Source organism: Allobosea sp. OAE752 (assembly GCF_050433265.1).
Lineage (GTDB): Bacteria > Pseudomonadota > Alphaproteobacteria > Rhizobiales > Beijerinckiaceae > Allobosea > Allobosea spartocytisi.
Map to the genome: position 1 here is coordinate 74,140 of NZ_JBNPXO010000011.1, position 26,616 is coordinate 100,755.

The following is a 26,616-nucleotide window of genomic DNA, read 5'->3' on the forward strand; positions in this document are numbered from 1 at the left end:
GGCAAATGTCCGACGAATTCGGTGAGAGCGGGCGACCACCGATGGGTCCCATCCAGTCACTCAACCGTGTCGTGCGCCTCGATGGGCCAAGCCCTCACGCTTCGGAGGTCCCGGTCGAGACCAGCGGCTACGTCAAATGGTTCGACGTGTCGAAGGGCTACGGCTTCGTCGTTCCCGAGACCGGCGGGGCGGATGTGCTGCTCCATGTCACGACCCTGAAACGCGACGGATTCAATGCGATAGCGGAAGGTGCTCGCATCGTGCTCGAGGCGGTCGAGAAGCCGCGGGGGCGTCAGGCGGTCCGCGTTCTCTCGATCGATACGACAGTGGCGCGGCATCCCTCGGAGATGCCGCTCGCCCGCACCAACGTCACCGTGGCGCCGACGAGCGGCCTGGAGCCGATGGTGGTGAAGTGGTTCAACCGGCTGCGCGGCTTCGGCTTCGTCTCGAAGGGCGAAGGGGCGCCGGACGTGTTCGTGCATATGGAGACGCTGCGCCGCTACGGGCTCGTCGAGCTCGTTCCGGGACAGACCGTGCTGGTGCGCTACGGACCGGGGCCGAAGGGGCTCATGGCTGCGGAGATCCGGCTCGAGCCGGGCGGCGCCGCCGCATCGCACTGAGGGCCTTCGACAAACCCCATCGAAACCCCTCTGGGGTTGTTGGGAGCTCTAAATTGAGAATCCGGTAAGCACGCCGGCAAGGTTATCGTCCCTTGCCGGTTTTTTATCGCGCCGGCACCCGCCTGGGGCGAATTCCGGCTGCGGTTTTTACGCTTCGTCAATCGGCCGGGCTAAGATGGAGGTCTTGCCGGAGACCTAGCGCCATCGTCCTTCTCGTCAGCGATCGTGATCAGCAGCGTCAGTCGCTGCAACGCGCGCTCTCGGTCTGGGGAGCGTGCAGGGCCTTCGACCTCGCCGAGATCGACGAGATCCGCAAGGCCGCTGGTCGTTTGCTCATCGTGGATCTCGATCTCTCCCGGCCCGCGACGATCGTCTCGGCGAGCGCGGCGCTCGCGACTCACCGACAGTCCGGCGCCCCCTTCCTCTTCCTCCTGCGGGACATGTCGCCGCGCAGCCAGATGCAGGCGAACGCTCTCGGGGCCCAGGCGATCCTGCCGGCCGAAACGCCGCCGTCGGCGCTGCTCGACAAGGTCGGGGCCATGCTCGGCTTGCTGCGGGGCAGTGGGCCGGAAACGGTTCTGCAGCGGCGATTCGTCAGGGCTTCCGCCGCATTCGCCGGCCTGCTCGAAGCCGCCGGCTCCGACGGGCCGCTGCCCGTGCAGGCGATCAACGACAGTGTCGAGGCGATCAACCGGGCGGCCGATGACGGCAATCTCGATGCCTGGCTGGATATGGTCTGGCAGCATGACGACGCCACCTACCAGCACTGCCTTCTGGTCTCTGGACTGGTCGCCGCCTTCGCCCGCAAGCTCGGCTTCGGCGAGAGCGACCGGCAATTGATGACGACGGCCGCCGTGCTGCATGATGTCGGCAAGGCGCGAATCCCGCTCGATATCCTGCGCAAGCCAGGACGCCTGACGCCGACAGAGCGTGCCGTCATCTGCCAGCACCCGCAGATCGGGCACGACATGCTGGTCGCGCAGGGCGGTTTCGCGCCGGCGGTGCTCGCCGCCGTGCTGTCGCATCACGAGATGCTCGACGGCTCCGGCTACCCGCATGGCATCGGCGCCGACAGAATTCCCGATCCGGTCCGGATGATCACGATCTGCGACATCTATGCCGCGCTGATCGAACGTCGTTCCTACAAGGCGCCCATGTCGCCGGAGGAAGCCTTCGCCACGCTGATCGGCATGGGCGACAAGCTCGACCGGGACCTCTTGCGCGCCTTCGGCAATGTGGTCCTGAGCAGCTCCGTGGCGCGGCTCGGCAAGATGATGGCGCGGCCTGCGGCCAGCGCTGCGGCCGAGGACGCGGCCTGAACCGGCTCAGACCGCGAAGGACGTGCCGCAGCCGCAGGAGCTGGTCGCGTTCGGATTGGTGATCCGGAAGGACTGGCCGATCAGGTCGTCGACGAAGTCGATGGTGCAGCCTTCGAGCAGGTCGAGCGAGGTTTCGTCGATCACCACGGTCGCGCCATCGCGCTCGATGACGAGATCGTCGGGCGCCTTCTTCTCCTCGATATCGAAGACATATTGGAAGCCGGAGCAGCCGCCGCCGGCGACGCTGACGCGCAGCATCGCGCCCGGCGGCTCCTTTGCCATCACCGAGAGAATCCGTTTCGCGGCGTTTGCCGTCACCGCGATGCCGCGCGGGTTGACCGCAAGATCGGTCGACATGGGCAGATGTTCCTTGCACCCTGGTTGTCCGTAAAGGTAATGGCCCGGCAGCGCCTCTACAAGCACGGGGCGGCGACGAGGCTGCCATGCCGCATCCGCACATCCCGACATCGGTCTTCTCAGCGGGCGCTGAGCCCGGTGAGCGCTGGCGCGCTCCTTATGCGTGCCGCTCCAGCATGAGCCGCGGCCGGCTCGTCGGTGAGCCCGCCTCGGCGACGCGGGGCGAATTCCAGCGCGATCGCGACCGCATCATCCATTCGACCGCCTTCCGGCGGCTCAAGCACAAGACGCAGGTCTTCGTCTCGCATGAGGGCGACCATTACCGCACGCGGCTGACCCACACGATCGAGGTGGCGCAGATCGCCCGGGCGCTGGCGCGTGCGCTTGGTCTCGACGAGGATCTGGCCGAGGCGCTGGCGCTGGCCCATGACCTCGGCCACACGCCCTTCGGCCATACCGGCGAGGATGCGCTCGACGAATGCATGGCGGGGTTCGGCGGTTTCGACCACAACGCCCAGACGCTGAGGATCGTGACCCGGCTCGAGCAACGCTATGCCGATTTCGACGGGCTCAACCTGAGCTGGGAGACGCTGGAAGGGCTGGTCAAGCACAACGGCCCGCTGCTCGACGCCGAAGGGAAGCCGACGGCGCGCTACGCCAAAACCGGCATTCCGGCGGCGATCGTCGAATACCAGCATCGGCAGGATCTCTGGCTAGACAGCTATGCGTCGGCCGAAGCGCAGGCCGCCGCGCTCGCCGACGACATCGCCTACAACGCCCACGACATCGACGATGGCTTGCGGGCCGGGCTGTTCGGCCATGCCGCCCTGCGCTCGGTGCCGTTCCTGGCCGGGCTGCTCGACGAGATCGAGCGGCTGCATCCGGGGCTCGAAAAAGCGCGCCTGACCAATGAGCTCGTCAGGCGCGTCATCACCCGCTTCGTCGAGGATGTGATCGCAGAATCGCAGCGGCGGCTCGAGGCGCTCGCGCCCACTGAGGCCGATGCGATCAGGCGGGCAGGGCAGCCGGTCGTCGCCTTCTCGGCGGCGATCGAGGCGGCCGACCGGGACATCAAGGGCTTTCTCTATCCCAATATGTACCGTCATCCGCGCATCGCGCCGATCCGCGCCCAGGCCGCGCAGGTGGTGCGGGAGCTGTTTGCGCGCTTCAGCGCCGATCCCTTGGCGATGCCGCAGGAGTGGGCGGCGGGTTGCGACGGGCTCGACGAGCATCGCCGCATGCGCCGCATCGCCGACTACATCGCCGGCATGACCGACTGGTACGCGCTCGACGAGCATCGCCGCCTGTTTGACGTCACCCCCTCGCTGCGATAGGGCCGGGCGGCCGTACAAAAATGTTCGAGCTTGGTGAGCCCTCATCCTGAGGAGCGGCCGAAGGCCGCGTCTCGAAGGATGCTCCAGCGGTTTCCGGAGCCTCCTGGATCATCCTTCGAGACGCGCTTCGCAGAAACGCTTCTCAGGATGAGGGCTCGGAAGTTTCCTGCCGACAAGATGACCACGATGAACCTGTTCGAGACCTATTCCGCTCGCCTTCACGCCGCGCTCTGGGCGCTTGCTGAGCGAAGCGCGCTTCCCGCCGGGCTCAATCTCGGGCGTGTCGTGGTCGAGCCGACCAAGGACCCGGCGCATGGCGACCTCGCCACCAACGCCGCGATGGTGCTCGCCAAGGAGGCCGGCACCAATCCGCGCGCGCTGGCCGCGTTGCTGGTCGAGGAGTTGTCGCGCGATCCCGAGATCGCCAAGGCCGAGATCGCCGGGCCGGGCTTCATCAATCTGACGCTGCAGCCGGCGGTGTTCACTGCGATCCTGAAATCCGCGATCGAGACGGGGCTCGACTATGGCCGCGGCAGGGGCAAGCCTGCGCCGAAGATCAATGTCGAATACGTCTCGGCCAATCCGACCGGGCCGATGCATGTCGGCCATGGCCGCGGCGCGGTGTTCGGCGACGCGCTCGCCCGCCTGCTCGCCTTCGCCGGCCATGACGTGACGCGCGAATACTACATCAACGATGCCGGCGCGCAGGTCGACGTGCTCGCCCGCTCGGCCTTCCTGCGTTATCGCGAGGCGCTGGGCGAGGATATCGGGGCGATTCCCGAGGGGCTCTATCCGGGCGACTACCTCAAATCGGTCGGCGAGACGCTGGCGAAGCAGTACGGTCCGGCGCTGAAGGACAAATCCGAGAGCGAGTGGCTGCCGCTCGTCCGGCAGGCCGCCATCGACGGCATGATGGCGATGATCCGCGACGATCTCGCCGCGCTCGGCGTCGTCCACGACGTCTTCTTCTCGGAGCGCTCGCTGCAGGCCGTCGACGGCAACAAGGATGCCGTCGCTGAGACGATCGAGGATCTGCGCGCGCGCGACCTGGTCTATGAAGGCCGCCTGCCGCCGCCCAAGGGCCAGAAGGACGAGGACTGGGAGGATCGCGAGCAGACGCTGTTCCGCGCCACGCAGTTCGGCGACGATGTCGACCGGCCGCTGCTCAAGTCGGACGGCAGCTATACCTATTTCGCCAACGACATCGCCTATCACCGCTCGAAGTTCACGCGCGGCTTTGCCGAGATGATCGACGTCTGGGGCGCCGACCATGGCGGCTACGTCAAGCGGATGCAGGCCGCGGTGAAGGCCGTGACCAACGGGGAGGGCTCGCTCGACGTCAAGCTCTGCCAGCTCGTCAGGCTGCTGCGCAATGGCGAGCAGGTGCGCATGTCGAAGCGCTCCGGCGACTTCGTCACGCTGCGCGAGGTCATCGACGAGGTCGGCCGCGACGCGGTGCGCTTCATGATGATCTTCCGCAAGAACGACGCGACACTGGACTTCGATCTTGCGAAAGTGGTCGAGCAGTCGAAGGACAATCCCGTCTTCTATGTCCAGTATGCCCATGCGCGCTGCGCCTCGATCTTCCGGCAGGCCCGCGAGGCGTTCCCCGATCTCGACCTGTCCCCCGCTGCATTGTCGCAGGCGGATCTGTCGATTCTGGTGGATGAGGCCGAGGTCGGCATCGTGAAGATGATCGCCGCCTATCCGCGGATCATCGAAGGCGCGGCCACGGCCCACGAGCCGCATCGCGTGGCATTCTTCGTGCATGAACTGGCGAGCGCGTTCCATTCTCTCTGGAACAAGGGCAAAGACTCGCCGCAATTACGGTTCGTTAATCAAACTGATCGAAAGTCGACCTTGGCGAGATTGGCGTTCGTACATGCGGTGCGCAGCGTCCTTGCTTCCGGTCTGGCTGTCGCCGGAGTTGCGGCGCCGGAAGAGATGCGCTGACGGGGCACTATTCCGGCGGCGCGCACAAGGTCAGGTTGACCGCACAGAGTTCCCGGTTCTTCCATAGGGGGAAGCGGCTTGTGCTGGAATGGATCGTACCATGAGTGAGCCAGCTAGGAATCGTTTCGCGCTCGATCTCGAGGATCTCGAGCGCCAGCTTCGGGGGGCAGGGCAGGCGCAGCGCCCCGCGCACTCGCCCGATCCGCTGGCGGAGCTGACCCGTATCGTCAGTCAGGACGATCCGCTCAAGGACATCTTCACCGAGCGCAGGCAGCAGCCTGCTGCGCCGGCGACGCGCCAGGAGCCCAGCTTCGCTGTGGTGCCGCAGCAGCCCGTCTATGTGCCGCCGCGTGCGGCGCAGGCTCCTTTGCCCGTCGCCGAGCCGCCGGCCGAGATGCGCGGCGCCCTCGACGAGTTCGAGGCCCTGTTGCGCCGGACCGAGCCCGAGCGCAAGCCCGCGGCCGCGCCGGTTCAGCCCCGGCAACACTATCAATACGACGACGAGCCCGCGGAGCAGGATTACGCTCATCCCGAGCCGGCCGCCTATTCCCGGCCGGTGCCGGCCCAAGGGGCGCCAGCCGCGCGCGACCTTGACGAGGAGCAGGGCTTCTACCGGGCCCCGGTCTATCAGCAGGAACCCGCCTATGACGCCGAGGCTTCGGACCAGGGCTTCGATGCGCGGCAGCAGACCTACCATCCTCAATATGCCGAAGACGACCTGCCCGATCTCGAGCCCCGGCGCTCTCGCAAGGGCCTCTGGGCGGCGGCTGCGGTGATCGCCATTGGCGTCATCGGCGTCGGCGGAACCATGCTGCTGCGCGGCGGCTCGTCTTCGAAGAGCGGCGCGCCGCCGGTGATCGCGGCCGATAGCGGCCCGGTCAAGGTCGAGCCCGCCAATCCGGGCGGCCGGGAAATTCCGAACCAGAACAAGCAGATCTACGAGCGCTCCGCCGAAGACCCGCAGGGCAAGACCAAGCTCGTCGACAGCCAGGAGCAGCCGGTCGACATCCAGCAAGCGGCCCGCTCGATGCCCTCGCGGGTGGTTCTGCCCGGACCGGGCACCGCTTCGAGCGAAACCGTCACCGCTCCGGCGCCCAGCGGCGCCGAGCGCAGCATCGTGATGCCCGAGCCCGCCTTGACCCCGATGCCGCCGGTGCCGGGCCTCGGCGAGCCGCGCAAGGTCCGCACCGTCTCGATCCGTCCCGACGGCTCGCCGGCGCAGGCGGCCGCTGCCGACGCCAATGGCAACCGCCCGATCGCGACCGGCTCGGCGCCGAGCCGCTCGATCGCGGGCAGCCCGGCCAGTGCGAATCTGCCGATCGCGGCCGCCGTGCCGCCGCCGGCTGCGCCGAAGCCGCAGGAGCGCGCGACGACACCGCCGGCCGCGACCACGCCCGCCGCTCCGACCCGCCTCGCCAGCGCAGCGCCTGCCGCTCCGACGCCGGCTCCCGCCAACGCCGCGATCCGCGCCGGAACCGGCGATTTCGTGGTCCAGCTCGGGGCGCCGGGCAGTGAGCAGGAGGCGCGGGCGACCTTCGCGGCGCTGCAGCGCAAATATCCGCAGCAGCTCGGCGGTCAGTCGCCGATCGTCCGCAAGACGGAGCTCGCTGGCGGCAAGACGGTCTATCGCCTGCGCGTCGGGCCTTATTCCCGCGATGACGCCACCTCGATGTGCTCGGCGCTTCAGGCCGCGGGCGGTCAGTGCTTCATCGCCAAGAACTGAGACAGCCTCGTCTCGCCATGAAAGGGCAGCGCCTTCGGGCGCTGCCCTTTTGTTTGGCCGTCTCGCTGCGTCCATGCTCCGGCCGCCTGCGCTTTTCGTGCGAGCAGGCATGGCGCCGGGCATACTTGTCGCGCCCGAAGGCGCATGCGACTTAGCTGACAACAATCAACGATGCGTCGGAAGGCCGCGTGCCGCCGGCGCGACGCAAAGCACCAGCTGGAGGATACCCATGGATCGTCGCAACTTCGTCAAGGTCGCCGGTGTGGGCGCCGCCGGCAGCGCCGCCATCGCGGCGCCGGCGCTCGCGCAGTCTCAGCCCAAGATCAGCTGGCGGTTGACCTCAAGCTATCCCAAGAGCCTCGACACGCTCTATGGAATCTCGACCCATGTCGCCAAGCGCGTGGCGGAGGCGACCGACAACAATTTCCAGATCCAGGTCTTCGCGCCGGGCGAGATCGTGCCGGCGCTGCAGGCGCTCGACGCGGTGCAGAACGGCACGGTCGAATGCAGCCACACGCTGTCGAGCTTCTATATCGGCAAGGATCCGGCCTTCGCCTTCGAGACCTCGCTGCCCTTCGGCTTCAACACCCGCCAGCAGAACGCCTGGCTCTATCAGGGCGGCGGGCTCGAGCTCTGCCGCGCCTTCATGAAGACCTATAACTGCTACACGATCCCCTCGGGAAACACCGGCGCGCAGATGGGCGGCTGGTTCCGCAAGGAGATCAAGACGCTCGAGGATCTGAAGGGGCTGAAGTTCCGCATCGCCGGGCTCGGCGGGCGGATCATGGCGCGGCTCGGCGTGGTGCCGCAGACCATCGGCGGGGCCGACATCTATCCGGCGCTGGAGCGCGGCACGCTCGACGCGGTCGAGTTCTCCGGGCCGTTCGACGACGAGAAGCTCGGCTTCGTCCGGGTGGCGAAATATTACTACTATCCCGGTTTCTGGGAGGGCAACGCCAACGTCAGCTTCATCGCTAACCTCGATAAGTGGAACGCGCTGCCGGCGTCCTACAAGGCGATTCTCGAGGCGGCCTGCGCCGAGGCCAACGCGCTCTGCGTCGCCAAATACGATCACGGCAACCCGGATGCGCTGGTGCGGCTGGTCGGCACCGGGGCCGAGCTGCGCGCCTTCCCGCAGGAGGTGATGGCGGCCGCCTATAAGGAGGCCTTCGCCATGTATGCGGAGCTCGCCGCCAGCAACCCGCAGTTCAAGACCTTCTACGATTCCTTCCTGCCCTATTGGAAGAAGGAGCAGCTCTGGTTCCGCATCGCGGAGCTGCCCTTCGACGCCTTCAACGCGCAGAACTTCCAACAGATCAAGTGAGGCGGTCGGCACTCCGCCGTTCCCTCCCCGCCGCAAGCGGGGGAGGGGACGCGTGGTGCTTGACCGCGCCCGCGCCAGTTTCTAACCCGGTGCCATGACCTCGCGCGCCTTCATCGCCGGCTGCCTCGGCACAAGCCTCACGCCCGACGAGCGCGCCTTCTTCCGTGATGCCCGTCCCTGGGGCTTCATCCTGTTCCGGCGCAACACGCAGTCGCCCGAGCAGGTCGCGGCCTTGACGGCCGAGATGCGCGAGACCGTCGGCTGGAAGGCGCCGATCCTGATCGATCAGGAAGGCGGCCGCGTGCAGCGCATGGGGCCGCCGAACTGGCCGAAATACGCGTCGGCGCGGGCCTTCCTGACCATCAACGATGCGGTGCGCCAGCGCGAGATCGTGCGGCTTTCGGCGCGACTGATGGCGCATGACCTGAAAAGTGTCGGCATCGATGTCGACTGCCTTCCGGTGCTCGACGTGCCGGTCGCCGGCAGCCACGACGTCATCGGTGACCGCGCCTATGCCTATGAGCCGGATCAGGTGGCGCGCCTCGGCCGGGCGGCGGCGGAGGGGCTTCTCGCCGGCGGCGTGCTGCCGGTCGTCAAGCACATGCCCGGCCATGGCCGGGCGCGGGCGGATAGCCACCACGACCTGCCGGTGGTGGATGCGACGCTCGACGAGCTCAGGGCGCATGATTTCCGGCCGTTCCGCCATCTCGCCGACATGCCGCTGGCAATGACGGCGCATGTGGTCTTCACTGCGCTCGATCCGAAGCACCCGGCCACCGTGTCGCGGAAGATCGTGCGCGGGATCATGCGCGAGGAGATCGGCTTCGACGGGCTGATCATGACCGACGACATCTCGATGAAGGCACTCTCCGGCACGTTCGAGGCGAAGGCCCGGGCCGCCATCCGCGCCGGGGTCGACGTCGTGCTGCATTGCCACGGCATCATGGAGGAGATGGTCGCCATCGCCGGGGCGGTGCCGGAGATGACCGGCGCGCGCGCGCGTCGGGCTGCCGCTGCGCTCGGCCGCATCCGCCACGAGCCCGAGCCTCTCGATGTCACCGCCGCGCGCGTCGAGGTTGCCGGCGCCCTTGCGCTGGACGGCTGAAAAGCCGAATCTGTCCCACGGGGTTGATCACATCTTCCCGCATGCCATCCCGGATATTCGCTTCGCTGCGTCCGGGGTGACGGCGAGAGATGGGCAAGGCGGGTGAGGGCAGGCCAGCATGACGGCCGATTTGCCATTCGCGGAAGATCGCGCGCGGCGCGAGGACGAGCCTGCGCTTGTCGTCGATGTCGACGGCTATGAAGGGCCGCTCGACCTGCTGCTCGATCTCGCGCGCCGCCAGAAGGTCGACCTGCACCGCATCTCCATCCTGGCGCTGGCTGAGCAGTACCTCACCTTCGTCGAGGAGGCGCGGGCCTTGAGGCTGGAACTGGCGGCCGATTATCTCGTGATGGCGGCATGGCTCGCCTATCTCAAGTCGCGCCTGCTGCTGCCCGAGCCGCCGAGGGGCGAGGAGCCGAGCGCGGCCGATCTCGCCACCGCGCTCGCCTTGCGTCTGCGCCGGCTGGAAGCGATCCGCGCCGCGGCCAACAAGCTCGCCTCGCGCGACCGGCTCGGGCAGGATTTCTTCGCGCGCGGTGCCCCGGAGGAGATCGTCGCGGGGGCCCGGCCGGTCTGGGAGGCGGAGCTCTACGATCTGCTCGCCGCCTATGCGCATCAGCGGCAGAAGCGGGTGCAGGGGCATATCTCGGTCGGCCATCGCGTCGTCTGGTCGCTGGTCGAGGCGCGCGAGGCATTGCAGAAACTCGTCGGCGAAGCGGGGGACTGGACCGATATCGACCCCTATCTGACGCGCTACATGCAGGCGCATGGGCTGCCGGTGGGTGAGATGAGGGCGACTGTCAGGGCGTCAGCACTCTCAGCCATGCTGGAGATGGTGCGGGAAGGCATGCTCGACATCCGGCAGGACGACGCCTTCGCGCCCATCCATGTCCGCCGCCGCTCGGCGCGGCCACCGGCCTTGCCCTTCGTCGGACAGGACGCCTCATGACGGCGGCGATGGCCGAGACGCGCGACGAGGAGGATGGCGGCGGGGCGGAAGCCTTCGCGCAGGCGCTGCGCATCGTCGAGGCGTTGCTCTTTGCCTCCGCGGCGCCGCTGTCGGAGGAGGAACTCAGCCGCTCGGTGCCGGCGGGAATCGATATCGGGCAGGTCCTGGCCCGTCTCGTCGCGTTCTACGCGGCGCGCGGCGTCAATCTGCGGCAGGTCGCCGGCGGCTGGGCTTTCAGGACGGCGTCCGATCTCGGTTATCTGCTCGCCGCCGAGGCCGAGCCGCCGCGCAAGCTGTCGCGGGCGGCCCTCGAAGTGCTGGCGATCATCGCCTACCACCAGCCGGTGACGCGCGCCGAGATCGAGGAGATCCGCGGCGTCGCCACCGCCAAGGGCACGCTCGACATCCTGCTCGAGGCTGGCTGGGTGCGATTGCGCGGGCGGCGGCGCTCGCCGGGCCGGCCGGTGACCTATGGCACGACACGCGGCTTTCTCGATCATTTCGGGCTCGACCGCATCGACGACCTGCCGGGGCTCGACGAATTGAAGGGGGCGGGCTTCATCGAGGGCCGGCTGACGCGCGACCTCACCGTGCCGGTTCCCGATGACGATCCGTCCTTACGCGACGACGAGGATCCGCTCGGCGATCTGTTCAGCCCGCTTGACGACGGCGAGGGCGGCCCGCAACAGGAGTGAGGGCGAACACTCGGCTCTCCTCGCTGGTCATCACGGACAAGCCGCCTCTGGCGGCGCCGATCCGGGATCCATGCCTGAAGCTTACCTGGATCGGTTCAGACATGGATCCCGGGTCTAGGTCTAGGCATCGCTCTGCCCGGGATGACGGCCCATTTGCTGAGAGGACAAGGATTGGCGGGAAGCGAAACTGCGAGAAGCTGGCTCGGCTGGGGCCGGCGCGGGACGGCGGGAGCCGCGATCCCGATGACGCTCGGATTCGATGGCGTGACCCAGCGCTTCGGCACGGTGACGGCGTTGTCGGACGTGTCCCTCTCGGTTCGACCCGGGGAAATCGTCGCGCTGCTCGGCCAGTCTGGCTGCGGCAAGACGACGCTGCTGAGGCTCGCGGCCGGAGTAGAGCGCCCGAGCGCGGGGCGGGTGCTGCTGGAAGGGCGTGATGTTTCGTCGCCCACCGCCTTCGTCGAGCCGGAACATCGCGGCATCGGCTTCGTCTTTCAGGACTATGCGCTGTTTCCGCATCTGAGCGTGCGGGAGAACGTTCGCTTCGGGCTGCGCGACCGGTCGGGAAGCGCCGCCGACGCCACGGCGCTGCGGGCGCTGGCGCGCGTCGGGCTCGAGCATCTGGCCGGCTCCTATCCGCATATGCTCTCGGGCGGCGAGCAGCAGCGTGTCGCGCTGGCGCGCGCCATTGCGCCACGCCCCGGCGTCCTGCTGATGGACGAGCCCTTCTCCAACCTCGACCGGCGGCTGCGCGACGTGGTGCGCGACGAGACCGCCGCGCTGCTGGAGGAGACGGGCGCGACCTCGATCATCGTCACGCACGACCCCGAGGACGCGATGCGCATCGCCGACCGCATCGTGCTGATGCGCGCCGGGCGGATCGCCCAGATCGGCACCGCGGAGGAGCTCTACCGCCGGCCTGCCAGCCTCTTTGCCGCCCGATTTTTCTGCGATTTTACCGAGATCGAGGGCCGGGTCTCGGGCGGAACGGTCGAGACGCCGTTCGGGCGCTTCGCGGCGCAGGGCGTGGCGGAAGGCAGCGAGGCGATCGTCTGCATCCGGCCGCATCGGGTGCGGATCGTGCCGAAGGGGTACTATCTCAAGGGGCGGCTGGTCGCTCGGCGCTTTCTCGGCGAGATCGATCATGTGCTCGTGGCCGTCGACGGCTTCGACCGGCCGCTCACCGCGCGCATGGCACTGTCGGACGAGGTCGGCGTGGGCGACGAGGTCGGCGTCGACATTCCGTCGGACGAAGTCCTTGTGTTTCCCGCGGCGGATCAATAGGTTCCGCCGCCGAGCGAACGACCGGGCCAGAATTGGTCGGGGACAGGCCCCGGTCGGGGCAATTTCGGAGGAGTTTCGCCATGGGTGGCGTGAGCATTTGGCACTGGATCGTCGTCGGCGTCATCGTGATGCTTCTGTTCGGGCGCGGGAAGGTGTCCGAGCTGATGGGGGATGTCGCCAAGGGCATCAAATCGTTCAAGAAGGGCATGGCGGAGGATGACGAGCCGACGCCGACCGCCACCACTGTCGACCCCAAGGTGATCGACCAGACGCAGGCCAGCAACGCGGCGGCTCAGGCGCAGGCCAAGGCCGACCACAAGGCCTGACGCGGCGCGCGCCCCGAGGGCGTGGTGTTGGTGATGCGCGCGGCCCGACCGTTCGGCCCTGTGGCCGAACGGCGAGCGCGCCGATAGGAAGAGCCGTCGATGTTCGACATCGCCTGGAGCGAAATGGTGCTGATCGGGGCGGTCGCGCTCGTCGTGATCGGTCCAAAGGATCTGCCGAAAGTCCTGCGCACGGTCGGCCAGACGATCGGCAAGGTCCGGCGCATGGCGGCCGAATTCCAGGGCCAGTTCAACGAGGCCATGCGCGAGGCCGAGCTCGCCGACCTGAAGAAGCAGGTCGAGGATGTCGGCGGCAGCGTGTCGAGCTCGCTCAACACCCATACGGACTACAAGCCGATTGAGGAGCCGAAGGATTTTTCGGCTTCCGGAACGGCCGGCGATGTGGCCAAGCCCGATACGGCCGCGCTGAAGGAGGCGGAAGCCAAGCTCGCCGCGATGCCGGCTCCCGAGCTGCCGCCGGTGGAGATTGCCGCCGAGACGCCGGCCGCCAAGCCGAAGCGAGTTCGCAAGGCCAAACCGGAAGAAAAGCCCGAAGAGGTTGCGCCTGTCGCTGCCGCTCCGGCAGCGGAAGCCGTCGAGCCCGCCGCGAAGACGAATGGCGCTGAGCCCAAGCCGGCCCGCGCGCGGCGCGTCAAGCCGATCGCGGCCGTGGCGCCGGCAGAGCCGGACACGCCCTTGCCGGAAGCGACCGCGGCGGAGCCGGCCAAGCCTGCCCGCAAGCGTAAGACGAAGACGGCGAAGGGCGAGGAGACTTCCGCATGAGCGTCGCCAATCCTCGCGAGGGCGAAGACGAGATCGAGGCCTCGCGCGCGCCGCTTCTCGACCATCTGATCGAATTGCGCTCGCGGCTGATCAAGTCGCTGATCGCCTTCCTGATCATGTTCTTCATCTGCTTCGGCTTCTCGACGCAGATCTACAACATCCTGGTGAAGCCCTATGTCTGGGCGGCGGGGAGCGCAGCCAATGCGCAGCTCATCTATACGGGCCCGCTCGAATTGCTCTTCACCCATATCAAGGTGGCGGCCTTCGGCGCCGGTTTCTTCGCCTTCCCGGTGATCGCGACGCAGATCTACAAATTCGTCGCGCCCGGCCTCTACAAGAATGAGAAGGCCGCCTTCGCGCCCTATCTCGTGGCGACGCCGGTGTTCTTCACGCTCGGCGCGCTGCTGGTCTTCTTCTTCGCCATGCCGGTGCTGATGAAGTTCTCGCTCGGCATGCAGCAGGCGGCGACCGAGACGCAGGCCGGCATCGCGCTCCTGCCGAAGGTGAGCGAATATCTCTCGCTGATCATGACGCTGATCTTCGCCTTCGGCATCGCCTTCCAGCTTCCGGTGATCCTAACGCTGCTGGGGCAGGCGGGGATCATCGATTCGCAGTTCCTGAAGGACAAGCGCCGTTACGCCATCGTCTTCGTGTTCATCGTCGCGGCGGTTCTGACGCCGCCGGACGTGATCTCGCAGCTCATGCTCGCCGTGCCGATGCTGCTGCTCTACGAGCTTTCGATCTTCTCGGTGCGCCGCGTGGAGAAGAAGGGCGAGGCCGCGAAGGCAGCCGAGGACGCGGAGTAGGGTGCTGTCGTCATGCTCGCCCTTGTGGCAAGCATCCGCGTCTTGAACGCCGCTGCTTCCGAACGAAGACGTGGATGGTCGGGACAAGCCCGACCATGACGTGATCGGGGCGCCGAATGCCGATGTCGGTGGTTCCCTCGCGCGCGATCCCGGTCTAGAGCATCCAACGCTGCATTCCGCAGCGATGGCATGGCCGGACGACGATGTACGACATCAGATGGATTCGCGAGAACGCCGCGGCGTTCGACAAGGGGCTTGAACGCAGAGGCCTGGCGCCGCTGTCGTCCTCGCTGCTCGAACTCGACGATGTGCGCCGCTCGTCGATCGCCAAAGCGCAGGCCACGCAGGAGCGCCGCAATGCGCTCTCCAAGGAAATCGGCAAGGCGATGGGCGCGAAGGATGTCGCGCTCGCCGACAAGCTGAAGGCCGAGGTCGCGGCGCTGAAGGAAGAGCAGCCGACGCTGGAGGCGCAGGAGAAGGCCGCCAAGGACGCGCTCGACGAGAAGCTCGCCGCGATCCCGAACATCCCCTTCGACGACGTGCCCGATGGCGCGGACGAGCACGACAATGTCGTGCTGCATGTCCATGGCGTGAAACCGGAGGAGCGCGGGCTGCTCAAGGGCGTGAACGATCCCAAGCAGCATTTCGAGCTGGGCGAGGCGCTCGGCCAGATGGATTTCGAGAAGGCGGCCAAGCTCTCGGGCGCGCGCTTCGTCGTGCTGGAAAAGCAGATCGCGCGGCTGTCGCGGGCGATCGGGCAGTTCATGCTCGACACGCACACGGAGGAGCACGGCTATACCGAGGTGAATCCGCCGCTGCTGGTGCGCGACGATGTTATGTTTGGTACTGCTCAACTGCCAAAATTTGAAGAAGATCAGTTTCTTGCTACGCAGAATTTAACGGGGTCTTTGAACGAAATTTTCCAAAAGAGCGCAACAACAAGTTTGGACGATGTCCTTCGTGCCAAAATTGGAAATATATCGGATAGTGTAGAAATTCGTCTGAGTGGCTACGGTATTGACCGTGACGGTCAAGAGATTCGTACAATACAAGTTAAAATCCCAAGTGCAGGTGGATGGGTAAATCTTTTTGACAATCTCGTTTCAAATAGAGAATTGTTGGCGGTTCGAGATCAAATTGCCCGTCGCTGGCTCATCCCTACCGCCGAGGTGCCGCTGACCAACCTGGCAAGGGAATCAATCCTCTCAGAGGAGGAACTCCCGCTGCGCTATACCGCGCTCACGCCCTGCTTCCGCGCCGAAGCCGGTTCCGCCGGTCGCGACACGCGCGGCATGCTGCGCCAGCACCAGTTCGAGAAGGTCGAGCTCGTTTCGATCACCACGCCCGAAAAATCGCGCGAGGAGCATGAGCGCATGCTTGCCTGCGCCGAGGCCGTGCTGAAGAAGCTCGACCTGCATTATCGCGTGATGACCTTGTGCACCGGCGATATGGGCTTCGCCTCGCAGAAGACCTACGACATCGAGGTCTGGCTGCCCGGGCAGAAGACCTATCGCGAGATCTCGTCCTGCTCGGTCTGCGGCGATTTCCAGGCGCGGCGCATGAATGCGCGCTACAAGACCAAGGACGGCAAGGGCCCGTTCTTCGTGCACACCCTCAACGGCTCGGGCACGGCGGTCGGCCGCGCGCTGATCGCGGTGATGGAGAACTACCAGAATTCCGACGGCTCGATCACCGTGCCGGACCTGCTGGTGCCCTATATGCGCGGCGTGACGCGGATCGAGAAGGCAGCCTGAGATGCGAATCCTCGTCACCAACGATGACGGCATCCATGCCGAGGGGCTGGAAGTGCTGGAGCGTATCGCGCATCAGCTCTCCGACGATGTCTGGGTGGTGGCGCCGGAGAGCGACCAGTCCGGCGTCGCCCATTCGCTGTCGCTGTCGAATCCGCTGAGGCTGCGTCAGATCAGCGAGAAGCGCTTCGCCGTGGCGGGCACGCCGACCGACTGCGTCATCATGGCGGTGCGCTCGGTCATGACCGAGGTGCGGCCCGACCTCGTGCTCTCGGGCGTCAATCGCGGCTCGAACGTCGCCGAGGACGTCACCTATTCCGGCACTATCGCCGCGGCGATGGAGGGCACGCTGCTCGGCATCCCCTCGATCGCGATCAGCCAGGCCTATACGCCGGGCGACCGCAACAATATCCGCTGGGACTGCGCCGAGCATCATGCGCCGGGCATCATCCGCCGCTTGCTGGAGGAGGGGATTCCCGAGGGCGTGCTGTTCAACCTCAACTTCCCCAATGCGGGGCCGGGCGAGGTGCAGGGCGTCTCCGTCACGGTGCAGGGCCGGCGCGACCAGGAGCTGGTCAAGCTCGAGCCCCGCAAGGACGGGCGCGGCAATCCCTATTACTGGATCGCCTTCCAGCGCAGCCGCAAGGAGCCGGCCAACGGCACGGATCTGCGCGCCATGGCCGAGAACCGCATCTCGGTGACGCCGCTGGAACTCGACCTGACCCATGAGCCGACGCTGACGCGCTTCGCGCAGGTCTTCGCCTGAGGCGATTCGGGAAGGCTGAGGGGAGGGCAGAGATGGGGGAGGAGGTGCCGGCCAGCGAGGGCGAGCGCACCGTCGCCTTTCTCCTGTCGCTCAGGGCGCGGGGTGTGCGCGATCTTGCGCTGCTGCGGGCGATGGAGCGCGTGCCGCGCGACCGCTTCGCGCCGGCCCGCTTCGCCGATCTCGCGCGGCAGGACGTCTCGGTGCCGCTGCCCTGCGGCCAGACGATGACGGCGCCGCATACGGTCGCGAATCTGATCGGCGCGCTCGACCTGCAGGCAGGCGCGCGCGTGCTCGAGGTCGGAACCGGCTCGGGCTATGTCACGGCGCTTCTCGCCGCTCTCGGCGGCGAGGTCGTCTCGCTCGAGCGCTATCGCTCACTGGCGCTCGCTGCGCATGAGCGCGTCTCCGGCAGCGGTTTCGGCAAGGTGGTGGATCTGCGCCACGCCGATGGCTTCCAGCCCGATCGCACGCTGGGCCAGTTCGACCGCATCCTCGTCAATGGCGTGACGCATTCCGTTCCGGAGGCCCTGCTGATGCGGCTTTCGCCCGGCGGCCGGCTGGTCGGGGCGCTGCGCGTCGAAGGCGTGGCGCGGCGCGTGGTGGTGACCCGCCTCAGTGACTGCCAGTTCGATTACGCGACGGGGCCGATCCTGCGGCTGCCGCCGCTGATTCCGGGCCGCTCGCAGGCCCTTTGACGGCTTTCCCGCCGGACCGCGGCCACGCCGGCAAAAAATCGAAAAAGGTGAATCGGGACTCGCGAGAGAAACGCTTTCGTAACCTGAACGGGACTTTAATGGCCTTCATCGAGTTGCGTCGTTCGCGAGTACTCTGTCCATGCGTAGCCAAGCCGGAACGGTCAAATCCCGTCTCCTTTGCCGTCTTTCGACGGTCTGTCTGCTTGCCCTCGGTGTCAGCGCCTGCTCGTCGGATACGATGCGCTTCACCGAGACTCCCTTCGACAATCCGTTCAGGACGGCGCAGGCCGCGCCTGTGCGCGACCCGGTGACCACCGGTTCGATCGGCTCCAGCTCCGGCGCTTTGCAGCCGGTGCCGTCTTCTCCGGTCGTGCGCTCGCAGTCGCTGCCGCCGCCGCAGGCCTCCGCCGCAATGCGGCCGGCGCCGGTCGCTCCGGTCGCGGCCGCTCCGTCGGCGCAGCCTGTCGGGGGCAGCGCCGCTGGCTGGACCGCGCAGGGCGGCACGCCGATCGTGCTCGCCCAGGGCGAAACGCTGGACATGATCTCTTCCCGCTACGGCGTGCCGCGCGCGGCGCTGATCTCGGCGAACGGGCTGAGCAATGCCAATGTGGCGCCGGGCACCCGCCTGACGATCCCGATCTACAATGCCAGTGGAGCGGCTACGGCCGCGGCCGAGCCGGTTCGGCGTGCGGCTTCCCCCACGCCCGAGTCGCGCGGCTTCGTTCAGGGAGCGGCGCCGGTGCGCCAGGCTGCGACCGAGGTCCGCTCGCAGGCTCGTAGCGCCGCCGAGGTCAAGCCGGTCGCCGAAGCCAGGACTGCGGCTGCTTCCAAGGCGGAGGCCGATGCGCAGGCGATGAAGGAATCGCGTGCCCGCTTCGCTGCCGAGGCCAAGGCCAAGGCGGAGGCCCGCAAGGCCGCCGTCGCCGAGGCCAAGCCTGCGGCAGCCCCGGCGCAGCTCCGCCAGCCCAAGGTTGCGACGCCGGCGGTCGAGTCGACGAAGCCCGTCGCCGTCGCCAGCGCTCCGGCGACCGAGAAGCTTGCACCGGCCGCGAAGGCCGAGCCCGCTCCCGAGCCCAAGACGACCGCCAGCCTGCCGAAGCAGGAGGCGGCGACGTCGAGCGCCGACAAGGCCGATTTCCGTTGGCCGGCCCGGGGCCGCGTCATCTCGGGCTTCAGCGGCAAGGGTGGCAATGAGGGCATCAACATCGCGGTGCCGGACGGCACCCCGGTCAAGGCAGCCGAGGAGGGCACCGTCGCCTATGCCGGCAGCGAGCTGAAGGGCTATGGCAACCTGGTCCTGATCCGTCACCCCAACGGCTATGTCTCGGCCTATGCCCATAATGGCGAGCTCAAGGTGAAGCGCGGCGATACGGTCAAGCGGGGCCAGGTCGTCGCCAGCTCCGGCCAGACCGGCAACGTCTCGTCGCCGCAGCTGCACTTCGAGCTGCGCAAGGGTTCGACCCCGGTCGATCCGACGCCTTATCTGAACAACTGATCGAAGCTGCCCAAATCCGGCTTCAGCCTTCGATCGGTACCCGCGAGACCCCGCCGATCGAATACGGAACGGGGCGCCTCCAGAAGAGGCGCCCCGTTTTGTTTGCTTTTTCGGATACCGTCATGCTCGCTCCTGTGGTGAGCATCCAGATCCTGAGCAGTGCGCTGCGTCGATGAAGACGTGGATGGCCGGGACAGGCCCGACCATCACGTTCGAGCTTCACCCCTCCAGCTTCTTTCCGAGCCGGCCGGCAAGATCCTGGATGTATTGCCAGGCGGTGCGGCCGGAGCGGGAGCCGCGCGTCGTCGCCCATTCGAGCGCGTCGCGGCGCAACTCCTCCGGGGTGACGGTGAGCCCGAAATGGGCGACATAGCCGTCGATCATCGCGAGATATTCGTCCTGGCTGCATTTGTGGAAGCCGAGCCAGAGGCCGAAGCGGTCGGAGAGCGAGACCTTCTCCTCGATCGCCTCGCCGGGATTGATCGAGGTCGCGCGCTCATTGTCCATCATGTCGCGCGGCAGCAGGTGGCGGCGATTCGAGGTCGCGTAGAACACGACGTTCTCGGGCCGCCCCTCGACGCCGCCATCGAGCGCAGCCTTGAGCGATTTGTAGGAGGTGTCGTCGCCGTCGAAGGACAGATCGTCGCAGAAGACGATGGCGCGGTGCGGATCGCTGCGGAGCTGGCTCATCAAGGCGGGCAGGCTCTCGATGTCCTCGCGGTGGATCTCGATCAGCTTCAGCGGCCGTTCGCCCTTGGCGAGGTGCTGGTTGGTGTCGGCATGGACCGCCTTGACCAGCGAGGACTTGCCCATGCCGCGCGCGCCCCAGAGCAGGACGTTGTTGGCGGGCAGGCCGCGGGCGAAACGCTCGGTGTTCTCGGCCAGCGTGTCGCGGACGCGATCGACGCCGCGCAGCAGGGACAGGGCGACGCGGTTGACCTTCGGCACCGGCACGAGCTCCGAGCCCGCCGCGTGCCAGACGAAGGCGTCCGCCGCCGCAAGGTCGATCGGCTTGCGCGGGAGGGGGGCGATGCGCTCCAGCGCGGAAGCGATCCGCAGCAGGGTCGCGAGCGTCTCGGTGGCGGTCTGGTCGATGGTCTTCTCGGTGGTCTTGTCGGTCATCTGGCATGCGCCTTCATGGTTTGGCTGACAACCGTACCGTACCGTCCGGTACGGTTGCGTGCCTAGCTAAACCGCGTTGTGCGATCTTGCGCAAGGGCATTGCGCGAATGGCGGCAAGCCCATAGGTGAGGAGCGCGCTTGCGCGAGTGGGCGTGTCCGATTGATTTCACGGCATTGCTGGCTATAGTCCGCGCGATTTTCCGGCCGGGCGATGCTTTTGTCGTGTCTTTTCGCGGCGTGTCTTGCGGCTTGGCGGCTCGTTGCCGTCGCACCAGAGGAGTGTTTTTGTGATCACCCCCGCTTTTGCCCAGTCGCTTGGAGCCGGCGGCGGCTCCGACATGCTGATTCAGCTGGTGCCGTTCCTTCTGATCTTCGTCATCATGTGGTTCCTGATCATCCGGCCGCAGCAGCGCCGGGCCAAGGCGCATCAGGAGATGATCAAGAACGTGCGTCGCGGCGATACGATCGTCACCTCCGGCGGGCTCGTCGCGAAGGTGTCGAAGGTCGTCGACGACGGCGAGGTCGAGGCCGAGATCGCCGAAGGCGTGCGGGTGCGCATCGTGCGCGGCATGATCCAGGACGTCCGCTCGAAGAGCGAGCCGGTCAAGAACTGAGGCGACGTCGCCCAAGACGACGACTGGCCTCCTCGTGAGGCCAGCCCCCACAACAAGGCTGTTCACGCAGATGCTTCGTCTCCAGGCCCGCAAGGTCATTCTCGTCCTGCTCGTGCTGTTCTTCGGCTGCGGGCTCGCCGTGCCGAACCTGTTCTCGCCGGAGACGCGCAAGTCGATCGAGGAGAATGCCCCCTCCTGGATTCCGCGCTTCCTGCTGCCGACCCATGCGGTGGTGCTCGGCCTCGACCTGCAGGGCGGCTCGCACGTCCTGCTCGAGATCGACCGCGCCGATCTGATCCGCAGCCAGGTAACGCAGTTGCGCGACGATACGCGCCGCATCCTGCGCGAGGAGCGCATCAGCCTCCAGGGCGGCATCCAGACGACGACGCGCGGCGTGCAGATGCGCATCCCCGATGCGGCCGAGCGCGCGCGTGTGCTGCCCAAGCTGCAAGAGCTTTCGCAGCCGGTCGGCACGCTCGGCGCCTTCGGCCCGTCCGGCAACCAGTCGATCGCGATCACCGAGCAGCCCGACGGACTGATCCAGCTCACCGTGACGGAAGCCGGCTCGAACGAGCGCATCCGCCGCGCCGTCGAGCAGGCGATGGAAGTGCTGCGCCGGCGCGTCGACGCGCTCGGCACGACCGAGCCGAACATCCAGCGCCAGGGCCTCGACCGCATCCTCGTCCAGGTGCCCGGCCTGCAGGATTCGCAGCGGCTGAAGGAAATCCTCGGCGACACCGCCAAGCTGGAGTTCCGCCTGCTGGGCGATGCCAACAGCACCGATGTCGACATGCTGCCCTCGCAGGATTCCGGCGGCCAGCCCGTGCCGGTGCTGCGCCAGCCCGTCGTCGACGGCGCCGATCTCGTCGATGCGCAGCCCTCCTTCGATTCGCGCACCGGCCAGCCGATCGTGAATTTCCGCTTCAACATCCGCGGCGCGCAGCGCTTCGGCCAGATCACCACCGAAAATCTCGGCCGCCCGCTCGCCATCGTGCTCGACAACAAGGTGATCTCGTCGCCGGTCATTCAGTCGCCGATCACCGGCGGCTCGGGTCAGATCTCCGGCAACTTCACCGTCCAGCAGGTCAACAACCTGGCGATCCTGCTGCGCGCCGGCGCGCTGCCGGCCAAGATGACCATCGTCGAGGAGCGCACGGTCGGTCCGGGCCTCGGCGCCGACTCGATCCATGCCGGCAAGCTCGCGACGCTGATCGCCGGCGTTCTCGTCGTGCTCTACATGCTCGGGACCTACGGCATCTTCGGGCTGATCGCGAGCGTCGCACTCTTCGTCCATGTCTGCCTGATCTTCGGCCTGATGTCGCTGATCGGGGCGACGATGACGCTGCCCGGCATCGCCGGCATCGTGCTCACCATCGGCACGGCCGTCGATTCGAACGTGCTGATCTATGAACGCATGCGGGAGGAGGAGCATCAGGGCCGCAGCCTCGTCTCGGCGCTCGAGGCCGGCTTCCAGCGCGCCTTCGCGACGATCATCGACTCGAACGTCACCATGCTGATCGCGGCCGTGGCGCTGTTCTCGCTCGGCTCCGGCCCGGTGCGCGGCTTCGCCGTGGTGTTCATCCTCGGCATCCTCACCACCGTCATCACGGCGGTGACGCTGACTCGGATGCTGATCGCCGTCTGGTATCGCTGGGCCAAGCCCAAGCACCTCCCGTTCTGACGCAGCCCAAGCTCCAGGAGATTGGCCATGCGCCTGCTTCGTATCGTTCCCGACAATACCCGCTTCAAATTCGTCTGGTTCCGCCGGTTCAGCTATCCGATCTCGGCCGCCTATTCGATTCTGGTGCTGGCGCTCTTCCTGACGGTCGGCCTGAATTTCGGCATCGACTTCAAGGGCGGCACCTTGATCGAGATGCAGGCCAAGAGCGGCAAGATCGAGATCGCGCAAGTGCGTCAGACCGCCAATGCCCTCGGCTTCGGCGAGGCGGAGGTGCAGGAGTTCGGCGACGGCACCGAATTGTCGATGCGCTTTCCGCTCCAGGCGGGCGGCGAGGCGGCGCAGCAGGGCGTGGTGACGAAGGCGCGCGACGCTTTCGCCTCGACCTATGAGTTCCGCCGCGTCGAGACGGTCGGGCCGCGTGTCTCGGGCGAGCTGGTTCAGGCCGGCGCGCTCGGCGTCGTGCTCGCGATCATGGGCGTGCTGATCTATCTCTGGTTCCGCTTCGAGATGCCGCTCGCCATTGGCGCGATCCTCGGCACGCTGCACGACATCGTGCTGACGATGGGCTTCTTCCTGATCACGCAGCTCGAATTCAACCTGACCTCGATTGCGGCGATCCTGACCATCGTCGGCTATTCGCTGAACGAGACGGTCGTGGTGTTCGACCGCACGCGCGAATTGCTGCGCCGCTACAAGACGATGCCGATCCCGGAGCTGCTCGACCTTTCGGTCAACTCGACCCTGTCGCGCACCGCGATGACGGCGACGACGACCTTCCTGTCGCTGCTCGCGCTCGTCATCTTCGGCGGCTCGGCGATCGAGGGCTTCGCGCTCGTCATGCTGTTCGGCGTCGTGGTCTGCACCTATTCGGCGATGTTCGTCTCGACGCCGGTGCTGCTCTACATGGACGTTCGCGGCCAGGGCCAGCGCGAGGAAGCCCGCGAGAAGACGCTCGCCGGCGCCAAGCCCGAGGCCGGCTGAGACCGGCGGCCATGGCACGCTTCGAGGGCTTCGTGCCGGGGCGCTGGGCGCTCGATGCGATCGGAGCCGGTGGCTTCCGTTTCGCCGAGATGAGCCACAAGGGCTCGATCATCGCGACGCCGGCCGGGATACGGCTCTGGCCGGTGACGCAATTCTCCGAGGTCACGCTCGACAGCCTCCAGCCGATACTCGATGAGGCCGGGGCGATCGACTTCCTGATCATCGGCACCGGGCCGGACATCGCCTTCATTCCGCCGGCCTTGCGCGAGCCGCTGAAGCAGGCCGGCATCACCGTGGAAGGCATGGCGACCGGCGCCGCCGCGCGGACCTATAATGTCCTCGTCGCCGAGGATCGCCGCGTTGCTGCGGCGCTGATCGCGATCCCCTGAGATCGCGGCACGGGCCGCATCCGGCTGCGGCGTTTTGGCAGCCATGAATCGTGGGCGTAGCCCCCGCGGGGGCATTGGCCTAGACTGAGGACGAAAGCGAGGCCGGGCATGGCGGGCCGAGACGGTACGACACCGCAGGTTCAGACAGATCAGCGCGACGATAGGGTGCCTGCGCGCCTGCCGGAGGCCTATGCGCATTGCGCGGCGCTGATCCGGGAGCAGGATCAGGATCGCTATATCGCGACGCTCTACGCGCCTGAGGCGCGCCGCCACGGGCTCTTCGCGCTCTATGCCTTCAGCCAGGAGATCGCGCGGGTGAGGGCGCTCGTCAGCGAGCCGCTGCCGGGCGAGGTCAGGATGCAATGGTGGCGCGACCTGCTCGAAGGCCAGCCGAATGGCGAGGTGCAGGGCCACCCTGTCGCTGCGGCGCTGCTCGACACGGTGAAGCGCTATCGCCTGCCGATCGCGCCGCTGACCGGGCTGATCGATGCCCGCACCTTCGATCTCTATGACGACCCCATGCCGTCGCTGCGGGATCTGGATGGCTATGCGGGAGAGACTTCCAGCGCCCTGATCCGGCTCGCCTGCATCGTGCTGGCCGGCGGGCGTGACCCCGGCGGGGCGGTGGCTTGCGGCCATGCCGGCGTCGCCTATGCGCTGGCCGGGCTGATGCGCGCCTTCCCCTGGCATGCGGCGGAGGGGCAGGTCTATCTGCCGGCCGACATCCTGGCCCGCAACGGCGTGACGCGGGACGACATCGTGCGCGGGCGCGGCGGGCCCGGTGTGCTTTATACGCTCAAGGAATTGCGCGAGATCGCGCGCAACCATCTCAAGCAGCTCGCGAGCCTGAGCGACACGATTCCGCCGGCGGTGCAGGCAGCCTTCCTGCCGGTCGCGCTGGTCGAGCCCTATCTGCGCAAGATGGAAGGCAAGGGCTACGATCCCTATCGCACCATCATCGCCTTGCCGGCCTGGCGCCGGCAGTGGATCCTGTGGCGGGCGGCGCGGAAAAGCTGAAAGGCTCCGTCATGCTCGGGCTCGGACCGAGCATCTCCTCCAAAAGAGCCCCCGGCGCTGCACTTCGCTTCCAACCGGGGATGACGGTCAGCGCTTCACTCGGCCGCTTCCGCCTGCTCACTCCCGGCCCATTCCTCCATCACCTGCTTGGCGCGCGCCGTCAGCGCCTGCTTGCGGGCGAGGCTCTTGGCCGGGCCCTTGAGGCGCTTGCCGTCGGGGCCCGTCTTGGCGACGCCCTCGATCGGCGGGAACAGGCCGAAATTGATGTTCATCGGCTGGAAGGAACGCGGTCCCTCGTCGATGGTGGTGATGTGGCCGCCAGTGATGTGGTTGACCAGCGCGCCCAGCGCCGTCGTCGCGGGCGGCAGCGGCAGGTCGCGACCGAGCCGCTCGGCCGCCGCCATGCGTCCGGCGAGGAGGCCGATCGCGGCGCTCTCGACATAGCCCTCGCAACCGGTGATCTGGCCGGCGAAGCGCAGCCGCGGATCGGCTTTCAGCCGCAGCCGCTCGTCGAGCAGCTTCGGCGAGTTGAGATAGGTGTTGCGGTGGATGCCGCCGAGCCGCGCGAACTCGGCGTTCTGCAGGCCGGGGATCATCCGGAAGATCGCGGCCTGTTCGCCATATTTCAGCTTGGTCTGGAAGCCGGTCATGTTGAACAGCGTGCCGAGCGCGTTGTCCTGGCGAAGCTGCACCACCGCATAGGCCTTCACGGTCGGGTTATGCTTGTTGGTGAGGCCGACCGGCTTCATCGGGCCCCAGCGCAGGGTCTCGCGGCCGCGCTCGGCCATGACCTCGATCGGCAGGCAGCCGTCGAAATAGGGCGTGCCTTCCCACTCCTTGAACTCGGTCTTCTCGGCGGCGAGGAGCGCGTCGATGAAGGCCTCGTACTGGTCCTTGTCGAGCGGGCAGTTGATGTAGTCGGCACCGGTGCCGCCCGGACCGGCCTTGTCATAGCGCGACTGGAACCAGGCCTGATCCATGTCGATCGAGTCGAAATGGACGATCGGCGCGATCGCGTCGAAGAAGGCGAGCGAACTCTCGCCGGTCAGCGACAGGATGCCCTGCGCCAAAGCCGAGGAGGTGAGCGGGCCGGTGGCGATGACGACATTGTCCCATGTCGTAGGCGGGAGGCCGGCGATTTCGCCACGCTCGATGGTGACGAGCGGGTGAGCCTCCAGCGCGGCCGTGACGGCCTGCGAGAAGCCGTCGCGATCGACCGCGAGCGCGCCGCCGGCCGGGACCTGATGCGCGTCGCCCTTGGCCATGATCAGCGAGCCGAGCCGGCGCATCTCCCAATGGAGCTGGCCGACGGCATTGCTCGACGCATCGTCGGAGCGGAAGGAGTTGGAGCAGACCAACTCGGCCAGCCCCTCGGTCTTGTGTGCGTCGGTGCCGCGCACCGGACGCATTTCGTGGAGGATGACGGGAATGCCGGCCTGAGCGATCTGCCAGGCAGCTTCCGAGCCGGCGAGGCCGCCGCCGATGACGTGTACGGGTTGAACTGACGAGGTTGCCATGGCTCGGATGTGT

General features: G+C 67.2%; 25 protein-coding genes. 22 read left to right on the forward strand and 3 right to left on the reverse strand.

The annotated features are described in order from the left end of the window. Positions 1 to 5: 5 nt before the first annotated feature. Together GGC47_RS23320 and GGC47_RS23325 are read left to right on the forward strand one after the other, a co-directional pair. On the forward strand, positions 6 to 620 hold the full coding sequence (locus GGC47_RS23320) for a cold-shock protein (RefSeq protein WP_038365547.1): 615 nt from the start codon (positions 6 to 8) through the stop codon (positions 618 to 620). A 338-nt stretch (positions 621 to 958) separates the two neighbouring features. Further along, a complete protein-coding gene (locus tag GGC47_RS23325) occupies positions 959 to 1,939 on the forward strand; it encodes an HD-GYP domain-containing protein (protein WP_370955859.1) in 981 nt (326 codons plus the stop codon). Positions 1,940 to 1,945: 6 nt separating this feature from the next. Here GGC47_RS23325 and GGC47_RS23330 read toward each other — a convergent pair whose 3' ends face one another. Then, complete coding sequence (locus tag GGC47_RS23330; RefSeq protein WP_038365549.1) at positions 1,946 to 2,296, reverse strand: HesB/IscA family protein; 351 nt, start codon at positions 2,294 to 2,296, stop codon at positions 1,946 to 1,948. Positions 2,297 to 2,382: 86 nt separating this feature from the next. Here GGC47_RS23330 and GGC47_RS23335 point away from each other — a divergent pair, with 86 nt between their 5' ends. From GGC47_RS23335 to GGC47_RS23405, 15 genes are all read left to right on the forward strand, one after another. Next, positions 2,383 to 3,630 carry a deoxyguanosinetriphosphate triphosphohydrolase gene (locus GGC47_RS23335; RefSeq protein ID WP_142022652.1) on the forward strand — a complete coding sequence of 416 codons (1,248 nt, stop codon included), beginning with the start codon at positions 2,383 to 2,385 and terminating at the stop codon, positions 3,628 to 3,630. A 186-nt stretch (positions 3,631 to 3,816) separates the two neighbouring features. Further along, complete coding sequence (gene argS, locus GGC47_RS23340; RefSeq protein WP_142022653.1) at positions 3,817 to 5,583, forward strand: arginine--tRNA ligase; 1,767 nt, start codon at positions 3,817 to 3,819, stop codon at positions 5,581 to 5,583. A 100-nt stretch (positions 5,584 to 5,683) separates the two neighbouring features. Next, a complete protein-coding gene (locus GGC47_RS23345) occupies positions 5,684 to 7,306 on the forward strand; it encodes an SPOR domain-containing protein (RefSeq protein ID WP_429069112.1) in 1,623 nt (540 codons plus the stop codon). A 229-nt stretch (positions 7,307 to 7,535) separates the two neighbouring features. Then, entirely contained in the window at positions 7,536 to 8,630 is a 1,095-nt protein-coding gene (locus GGC47_RS23350) for a TRAP transporter substrate-binding protein (protein ID WP_038365551.1), read from the forward strand. A 94-nt stretch (positions 8,631 to 8,724) separates the two neighbouring features. Next, positions 8,725 to 9,735 carry a beta-N-acetylhexosaminidase gene (nagZ, locus tag GGC47_RS23355; RefSeq protein WP_429069116.1) on the forward strand — a complete coding sequence of 337 codons (1,011 nt, stop codon included), beginning with the start codon at positions 8,725 to 8,727 and terminating at the stop codon, positions 9,733 to 9,735. Between the two features lie 118 nt (positions 9,736 to 9,853). Then, positions 9,854 to 10,684 (forward strand): segregation and condensation protein A, encoded by an 831-nt coding sequence (locus GGC47_RS23360; RefSeq protein ID WP_429069118.1) that lies wholly within the window; start codon positions 9,854 to 9,856, stop codon positions 10,682 to 10,684. Further along, positions 10,681 to 11,379 (forward strand): SMC-Scp complex subunit ScpB, encoded by a 699-nt coding sequence (scpB, locus tag GGC47_RS23365; RefSeq protein ID WP_429069121.1) that lies wholly within the window; start codon positions 10,681 to 10,683, stop codon positions 11,377 to 11,379. The genes GGC47_RS23360 and scpB overlap by 4 nt, the downstream gene beginning before the upstream one ends. 243 nt (positions 11,380 to 11,622) lie before the next feature. Continuing rightward, positions 11,623 to 12,663, forward strand: coding sequence for an ABC transporter ATP-binding protein (locus GGC47_RS23370; protein ID WP_429069123.1), 1,041 nt, complete (start codon positions 11,623 to 11,625; stop codon positions 12,661 to 12,663). A gap of 80 nt (positions 12,664 to 12,743) precedes the next feature. Beyond that, positions 12,744 to 12,989, forward strand: coding sequence for a twin-arginine translocase TatA/TatE family subunit (locus GGC47_RS23375; protein ID WP_038365555.1), 246 nt, complete (start codon positions 12,744 to 12,746; stop codon positions 12,987 to 12,989). Between the two features lie 99 nt (positions 12,990 to 13,088). Next, positions 13,089 to 13,769 carry a Sec-independent protein translocase protein TatB gene (tatB, locus tag GGC47_RS23380; protein WP_142022657.1) on the forward strand — a complete coding sequence of 227 codons (681 nt, stop codon included), beginning with the start codon at positions 13,089 to 13,091 and terminating at the stop codon, positions 13,767 to 13,769. Further along, positions 13,766 to 14,575 (forward strand): twin-arginine translocase subunit TatC, encoded by an 810-nt coding sequence (gene tatC, locus GGC47_RS23385; RefSeq protein WP_038365557.1) that lies wholly within the window; start codon positions 13,766 to 13,768, stop codon positions 14,573 to 14,575. The genes tatB and tatC overlap by 4 nt, the downstream gene beginning before the upstream one ends. 203 nt (positions 14,576 to 14,778) lie before the next feature. Continuing rightward, a complete protein-coding gene (gene serS, locus GGC47_RS23390) occupies positions 14,779 to 16,329 on the forward strand; it encodes a serine--tRNA ligase (RefSeq protein ID WP_142022658.1) in 1,551 nt (516 codons plus the stop codon). Between the two features lies 1 nt (position 16,330). Next, a complete protein-coding gene (gene surE / locus GGC47_RS23395; RefSeq protein ID WP_142022659.1) occupies positions 16,331 to 17,092 on the forward strand; it encodes a 5'/3'-nucleotidase SurE in 762 nt (253 codons plus the stop codon). Positions 17,093 to 17,124: 32 nt separating this feature from the next. Continuing rightward, positions 17,125 to 17,787 (forward strand): protein-L-isoaspartate O-methyltransferase family protein, encoded by a 663-nt coding sequence (locus GGC47_RS23400; RefSeq protein WP_142022660.1) that lies wholly within the window; start codon positions 17,125 to 17,127, stop codon positions 17,785 to 17,787. A 238-nt stretch (positions 17,788 to 18,025) separates the two neighbouring features. Continuing rightward, positions 18,026 to 19,282 carry a peptidoglycan DD-metalloendopeptidase family protein gene (locus GGC47_RS23405; RefSeq protein WP_142022661.1) on the forward strand — a complete coding sequence of 419 codons (1,257 nt, stop codon included), beginning with the start codon at positions 18,026 to 18,028 and terminating at the stop codon, positions 19,280 to 19,282. Between the two features lie 219 nt (positions 19,283 to 19,501). Here GGC47_RS23405 and GGC47_RS23410 read toward each other — a convergent pair whose 3' ends face one another. Next, a complete protein-coding gene (locus GGC47_RS23410) occupies positions 19,502 to 20,404 on the reverse strand; it encodes an ATP-binding protein (protein ID WP_142022662.1) in 903 nt (300 codons plus the stop codon). 338 nt (positions 20,405 to 20,742) lie between these two features. Here GGC47_RS23410 and yajC point away from each other — a divergent pair, with 338 nt between their 5' ends. The 5 genes from yajC (at position 20,743) to GGC47_RS23435 (ending at position 25,086) form a co-directional block, all read left to right on the forward strand. Further along, positions 20,743 to 21,018, forward strand: coding sequence for a preprotein translocase subunit YajC (yajC, locus tag GGC47_RS23415; RefSeq protein ID WP_166653019.1), 276 nt, complete (start codon positions 20,743 to 20,745; stop codon positions 21,016 to 21,018). Between the two features lie 70 nt (positions 21,019 to 21,088). Beyond that, complete coding sequence (gene secD, locus GGC47_RS23420; RefSeq protein WP_038365566.1) at positions 21,089 to 22,699, forward strand: protein translocase subunit SecD; 1,611 nt, start codon at positions 21,089 to 21,091, stop codon at positions 22,697 to 22,699. A 27-nt stretch (positions 22,700 to 22,726) separates the two neighbouring features. Continuing rightward, positions 22,727 to 23,680, forward strand: coding sequence for a protein translocase subunit SecF (gene secF / locus GGC47_RS23425; protein ID WP_142022663.1), 954 nt, complete (start codon positions 22,727 to 22,729; stop codon positions 23,678 to 23,680). Positions 23,681 to 23,691: 11 nt separating this feature from the next. Further along, on the forward strand, positions 23,692 to 24,069 hold the full coding sequence (locus GGC47_RS23430) for an Mth938-like domain-containing protein (protein WP_038365570.1): 378 nt from the start codon (positions 23,692 to 23,694) through the stop codon (positions 24,067 to 24,069). Between the two features lie 108 nt (positions 24,070 to 24,177). Further along, positions 24,178 to 25,086 carry a phytoene/squalene synthase family protein gene (locus GGC47_RS23435; protein ID WP_142022664.1) on the forward strand — a complete coding sequence of 303 codons (909 nt, stop codon included), beginning with the start codon at positions 24,178 to 24,180 and terminating at the stop codon, positions 25,084 to 25,086. A 95-nt stretch (positions 25,087 to 25,181) separates the two neighbouring features. On the opposite strand, the gene trmFO is transcribed toward GGC47_RS23435, so the two are convergent. Beyond that, positions 25,182 to 26,603, reverse strand: a complete 1,422-nt coding sequence (gene trmFO / locus GGC47_RS23440) for a methylenetetrahydrofolate--tRNA-(uracil(54)-C(5))-methyltransferase (FADH(2)-oxidizing) TrmFO (protein WP_370955823.1) — start codon at positions 26,601 to 26,603, stop codon at positions 25,182 to 25,184. Positions 26,604 to 26,616: the final 13 nt, after the last annotated feature.

Excerpts from the sequence above, each read along its gene's own strand:
- GGC47_RS23320 (WP_038365547.1), top strand. The coding sequence starts at position 6 with ATGTCCGACGAATTCGGTGAGAGCGGGCGACCACCGATGGGTCCCATC.
- GGC47_RS23330 (WP_038365549.1), bottom strand. The coding sequence starts at position 2,296 with ATGTCGACCGATCTTGCGGTCAACCCGCGCGGCATCGCGGTGACGGCA.
- GGC47_RS23335 (WP_142022652.1), top strand. The coding sequence starts at position 2,383 with ATGCCGCATCCGCACATCCCGACATCGGTCTTCTCAGCGGGCGCTGAG.
- argS (WP_142022653.1), top strand. The coding sequence starts at position 3,817 with ATGAACCTGTTCGAGACCTATTCCGCTCGCCTTCACGCCGCGCTCTGG.
- GGC47_RS23345 (WP_429069112.1), top strand. The coding sequence starts at position 5,684 with ATGAGTGAGCCAGCTAGGAATCGTTTCGCGCTCGATCTCGAGGATCTC.
- GGC47_RS23350 (WP_038365551.1), top strand. The coding sequence starts at position 7,536 with ATGGATCGTCGCAACTTCGTCAAGGTCGCCGGTGTGGGCGCCGCCGGC.
- nagZ (WP_429069116.1), top strand. The coding sequence starts at position 8,725 with ATGACCTCGCGCGCCTTCATCGCCGGCTGCCTCGGCACAAGCCTCACG.
- GGC47_RS23360 (WP_429069118.1), top strand. The coding sequence starts at position 9,854 with ATGACGGCCGATTTGCCATTCGCGGAAGATCGCGCGCGGCGCGAGGAC.
- scpB (WP_429069121.1), top strand. The coding sequence starts at position 10,681 with ATGACGGCGGCGATGGCCGAGACGCGCGACGAGGAGGATGGCGGCGGG.
- GGC47_RS23370 (WP_429069123.1), top strand. The coding sequence starts at position 11,623 with ATGACGCTCGGATTCGATGGCGTGACCCAGCGCTTCGGCACGGTGACG.
- GGC47_RS23375 (WP_038365555.1), top strand. The coding sequence starts at position 12,744 with ATGGGTGGCGTGAGCATTTGGCACTGGATCGTCGTCGGCGTCATCGTG.
- tatB (WP_142022657.1), top strand. The coding sequence starts at position 13,089 with ATGTTCGACATCGCCTGGAGCGAAATGGTGCTGATCGGGGCGGTCGCG.
- tatC (WP_038365557.1), top strand. The coding sequence starts at position 13,766 with ATGAGCGTCGCCAATCCTCGCGAGGGCGAAGACGAGATCGAGGCCTCG.
- serS (WP_142022658.1), top strand. The coding sequence starts at position 14,779 with ATGTACGACATCAGATGGATTCGCGAGAACGCCGCGGCGTTCGACAAG.
- surE (WP_142022659.1), top strand. The coding sequence starts at position 16,331 with ATGCGAATCCTCGTCACCAACGATGACGGCATCCATGCCGAGGGGCTG.
- GGC47_RS23400 (WP_142022660.1), top strand. The coding sequence starts at position 17,125 with ATGGGGGAGGAGGTGCCGGCCAGCGAGGGCGAGCGCACCGTCGCCTTT.
- GGC47_RS23405 (WP_142022661.1), top strand. The coding sequence starts at position 18,026 with ATGCGCTTCACCGAGACTCCCTTCGACAATCCGTTCAGGACGGCGCAG.
- GGC47_RS23410 (WP_142022662.1), bottom strand. The coding sequence starts at position 20,404 with ATGACCGACAAGACCACCGAGAAGACCATCGACCAGACCGCCACCGAG.
- yajC (WP_166653019.1), top strand. The coding sequence starts at position 20,743 with ATGCTGATTCAGCTGGTGCCGTTCCTTCTGATCTTCGTCATCATGTGG.
- secD (WP_038365566.1), top strand. The coding sequence starts at position 21,089 with ATGCTTCGTCTCCAGGCCCGCAAGGTCATTCTCGTCCTGCTCGTGCTG.
- secF (WP_142022663.1), top strand. The coding sequence starts at position 22,727 with ATGCGCCTGCTTCGTATCGTTCCCGACAATACCCGCTTCAAATTCGTC.
- GGC47_RS23430 (WP_038365570.1), top strand. The coding sequence starts at position 23,692 with ATGGCACGCTTCGAGGGCTTCGTGCCGGGGCGCTGGGCGCTCGATGCG.
- GGC47_RS23435 (WP_142022664.1), top strand. The coding sequence starts at position 24,178 with ATGGCGGGCCGAGACGGTACGACACCGCAGGTTCAGACAGATCAGCGC.
- trmFO (WP_370955823.1), bottom strand. The coding sequence starts at position 26,603 with ATGGCAACCTCGTCAGTTCAACCCGTACACGTCATCGGCGGCGGCCTC.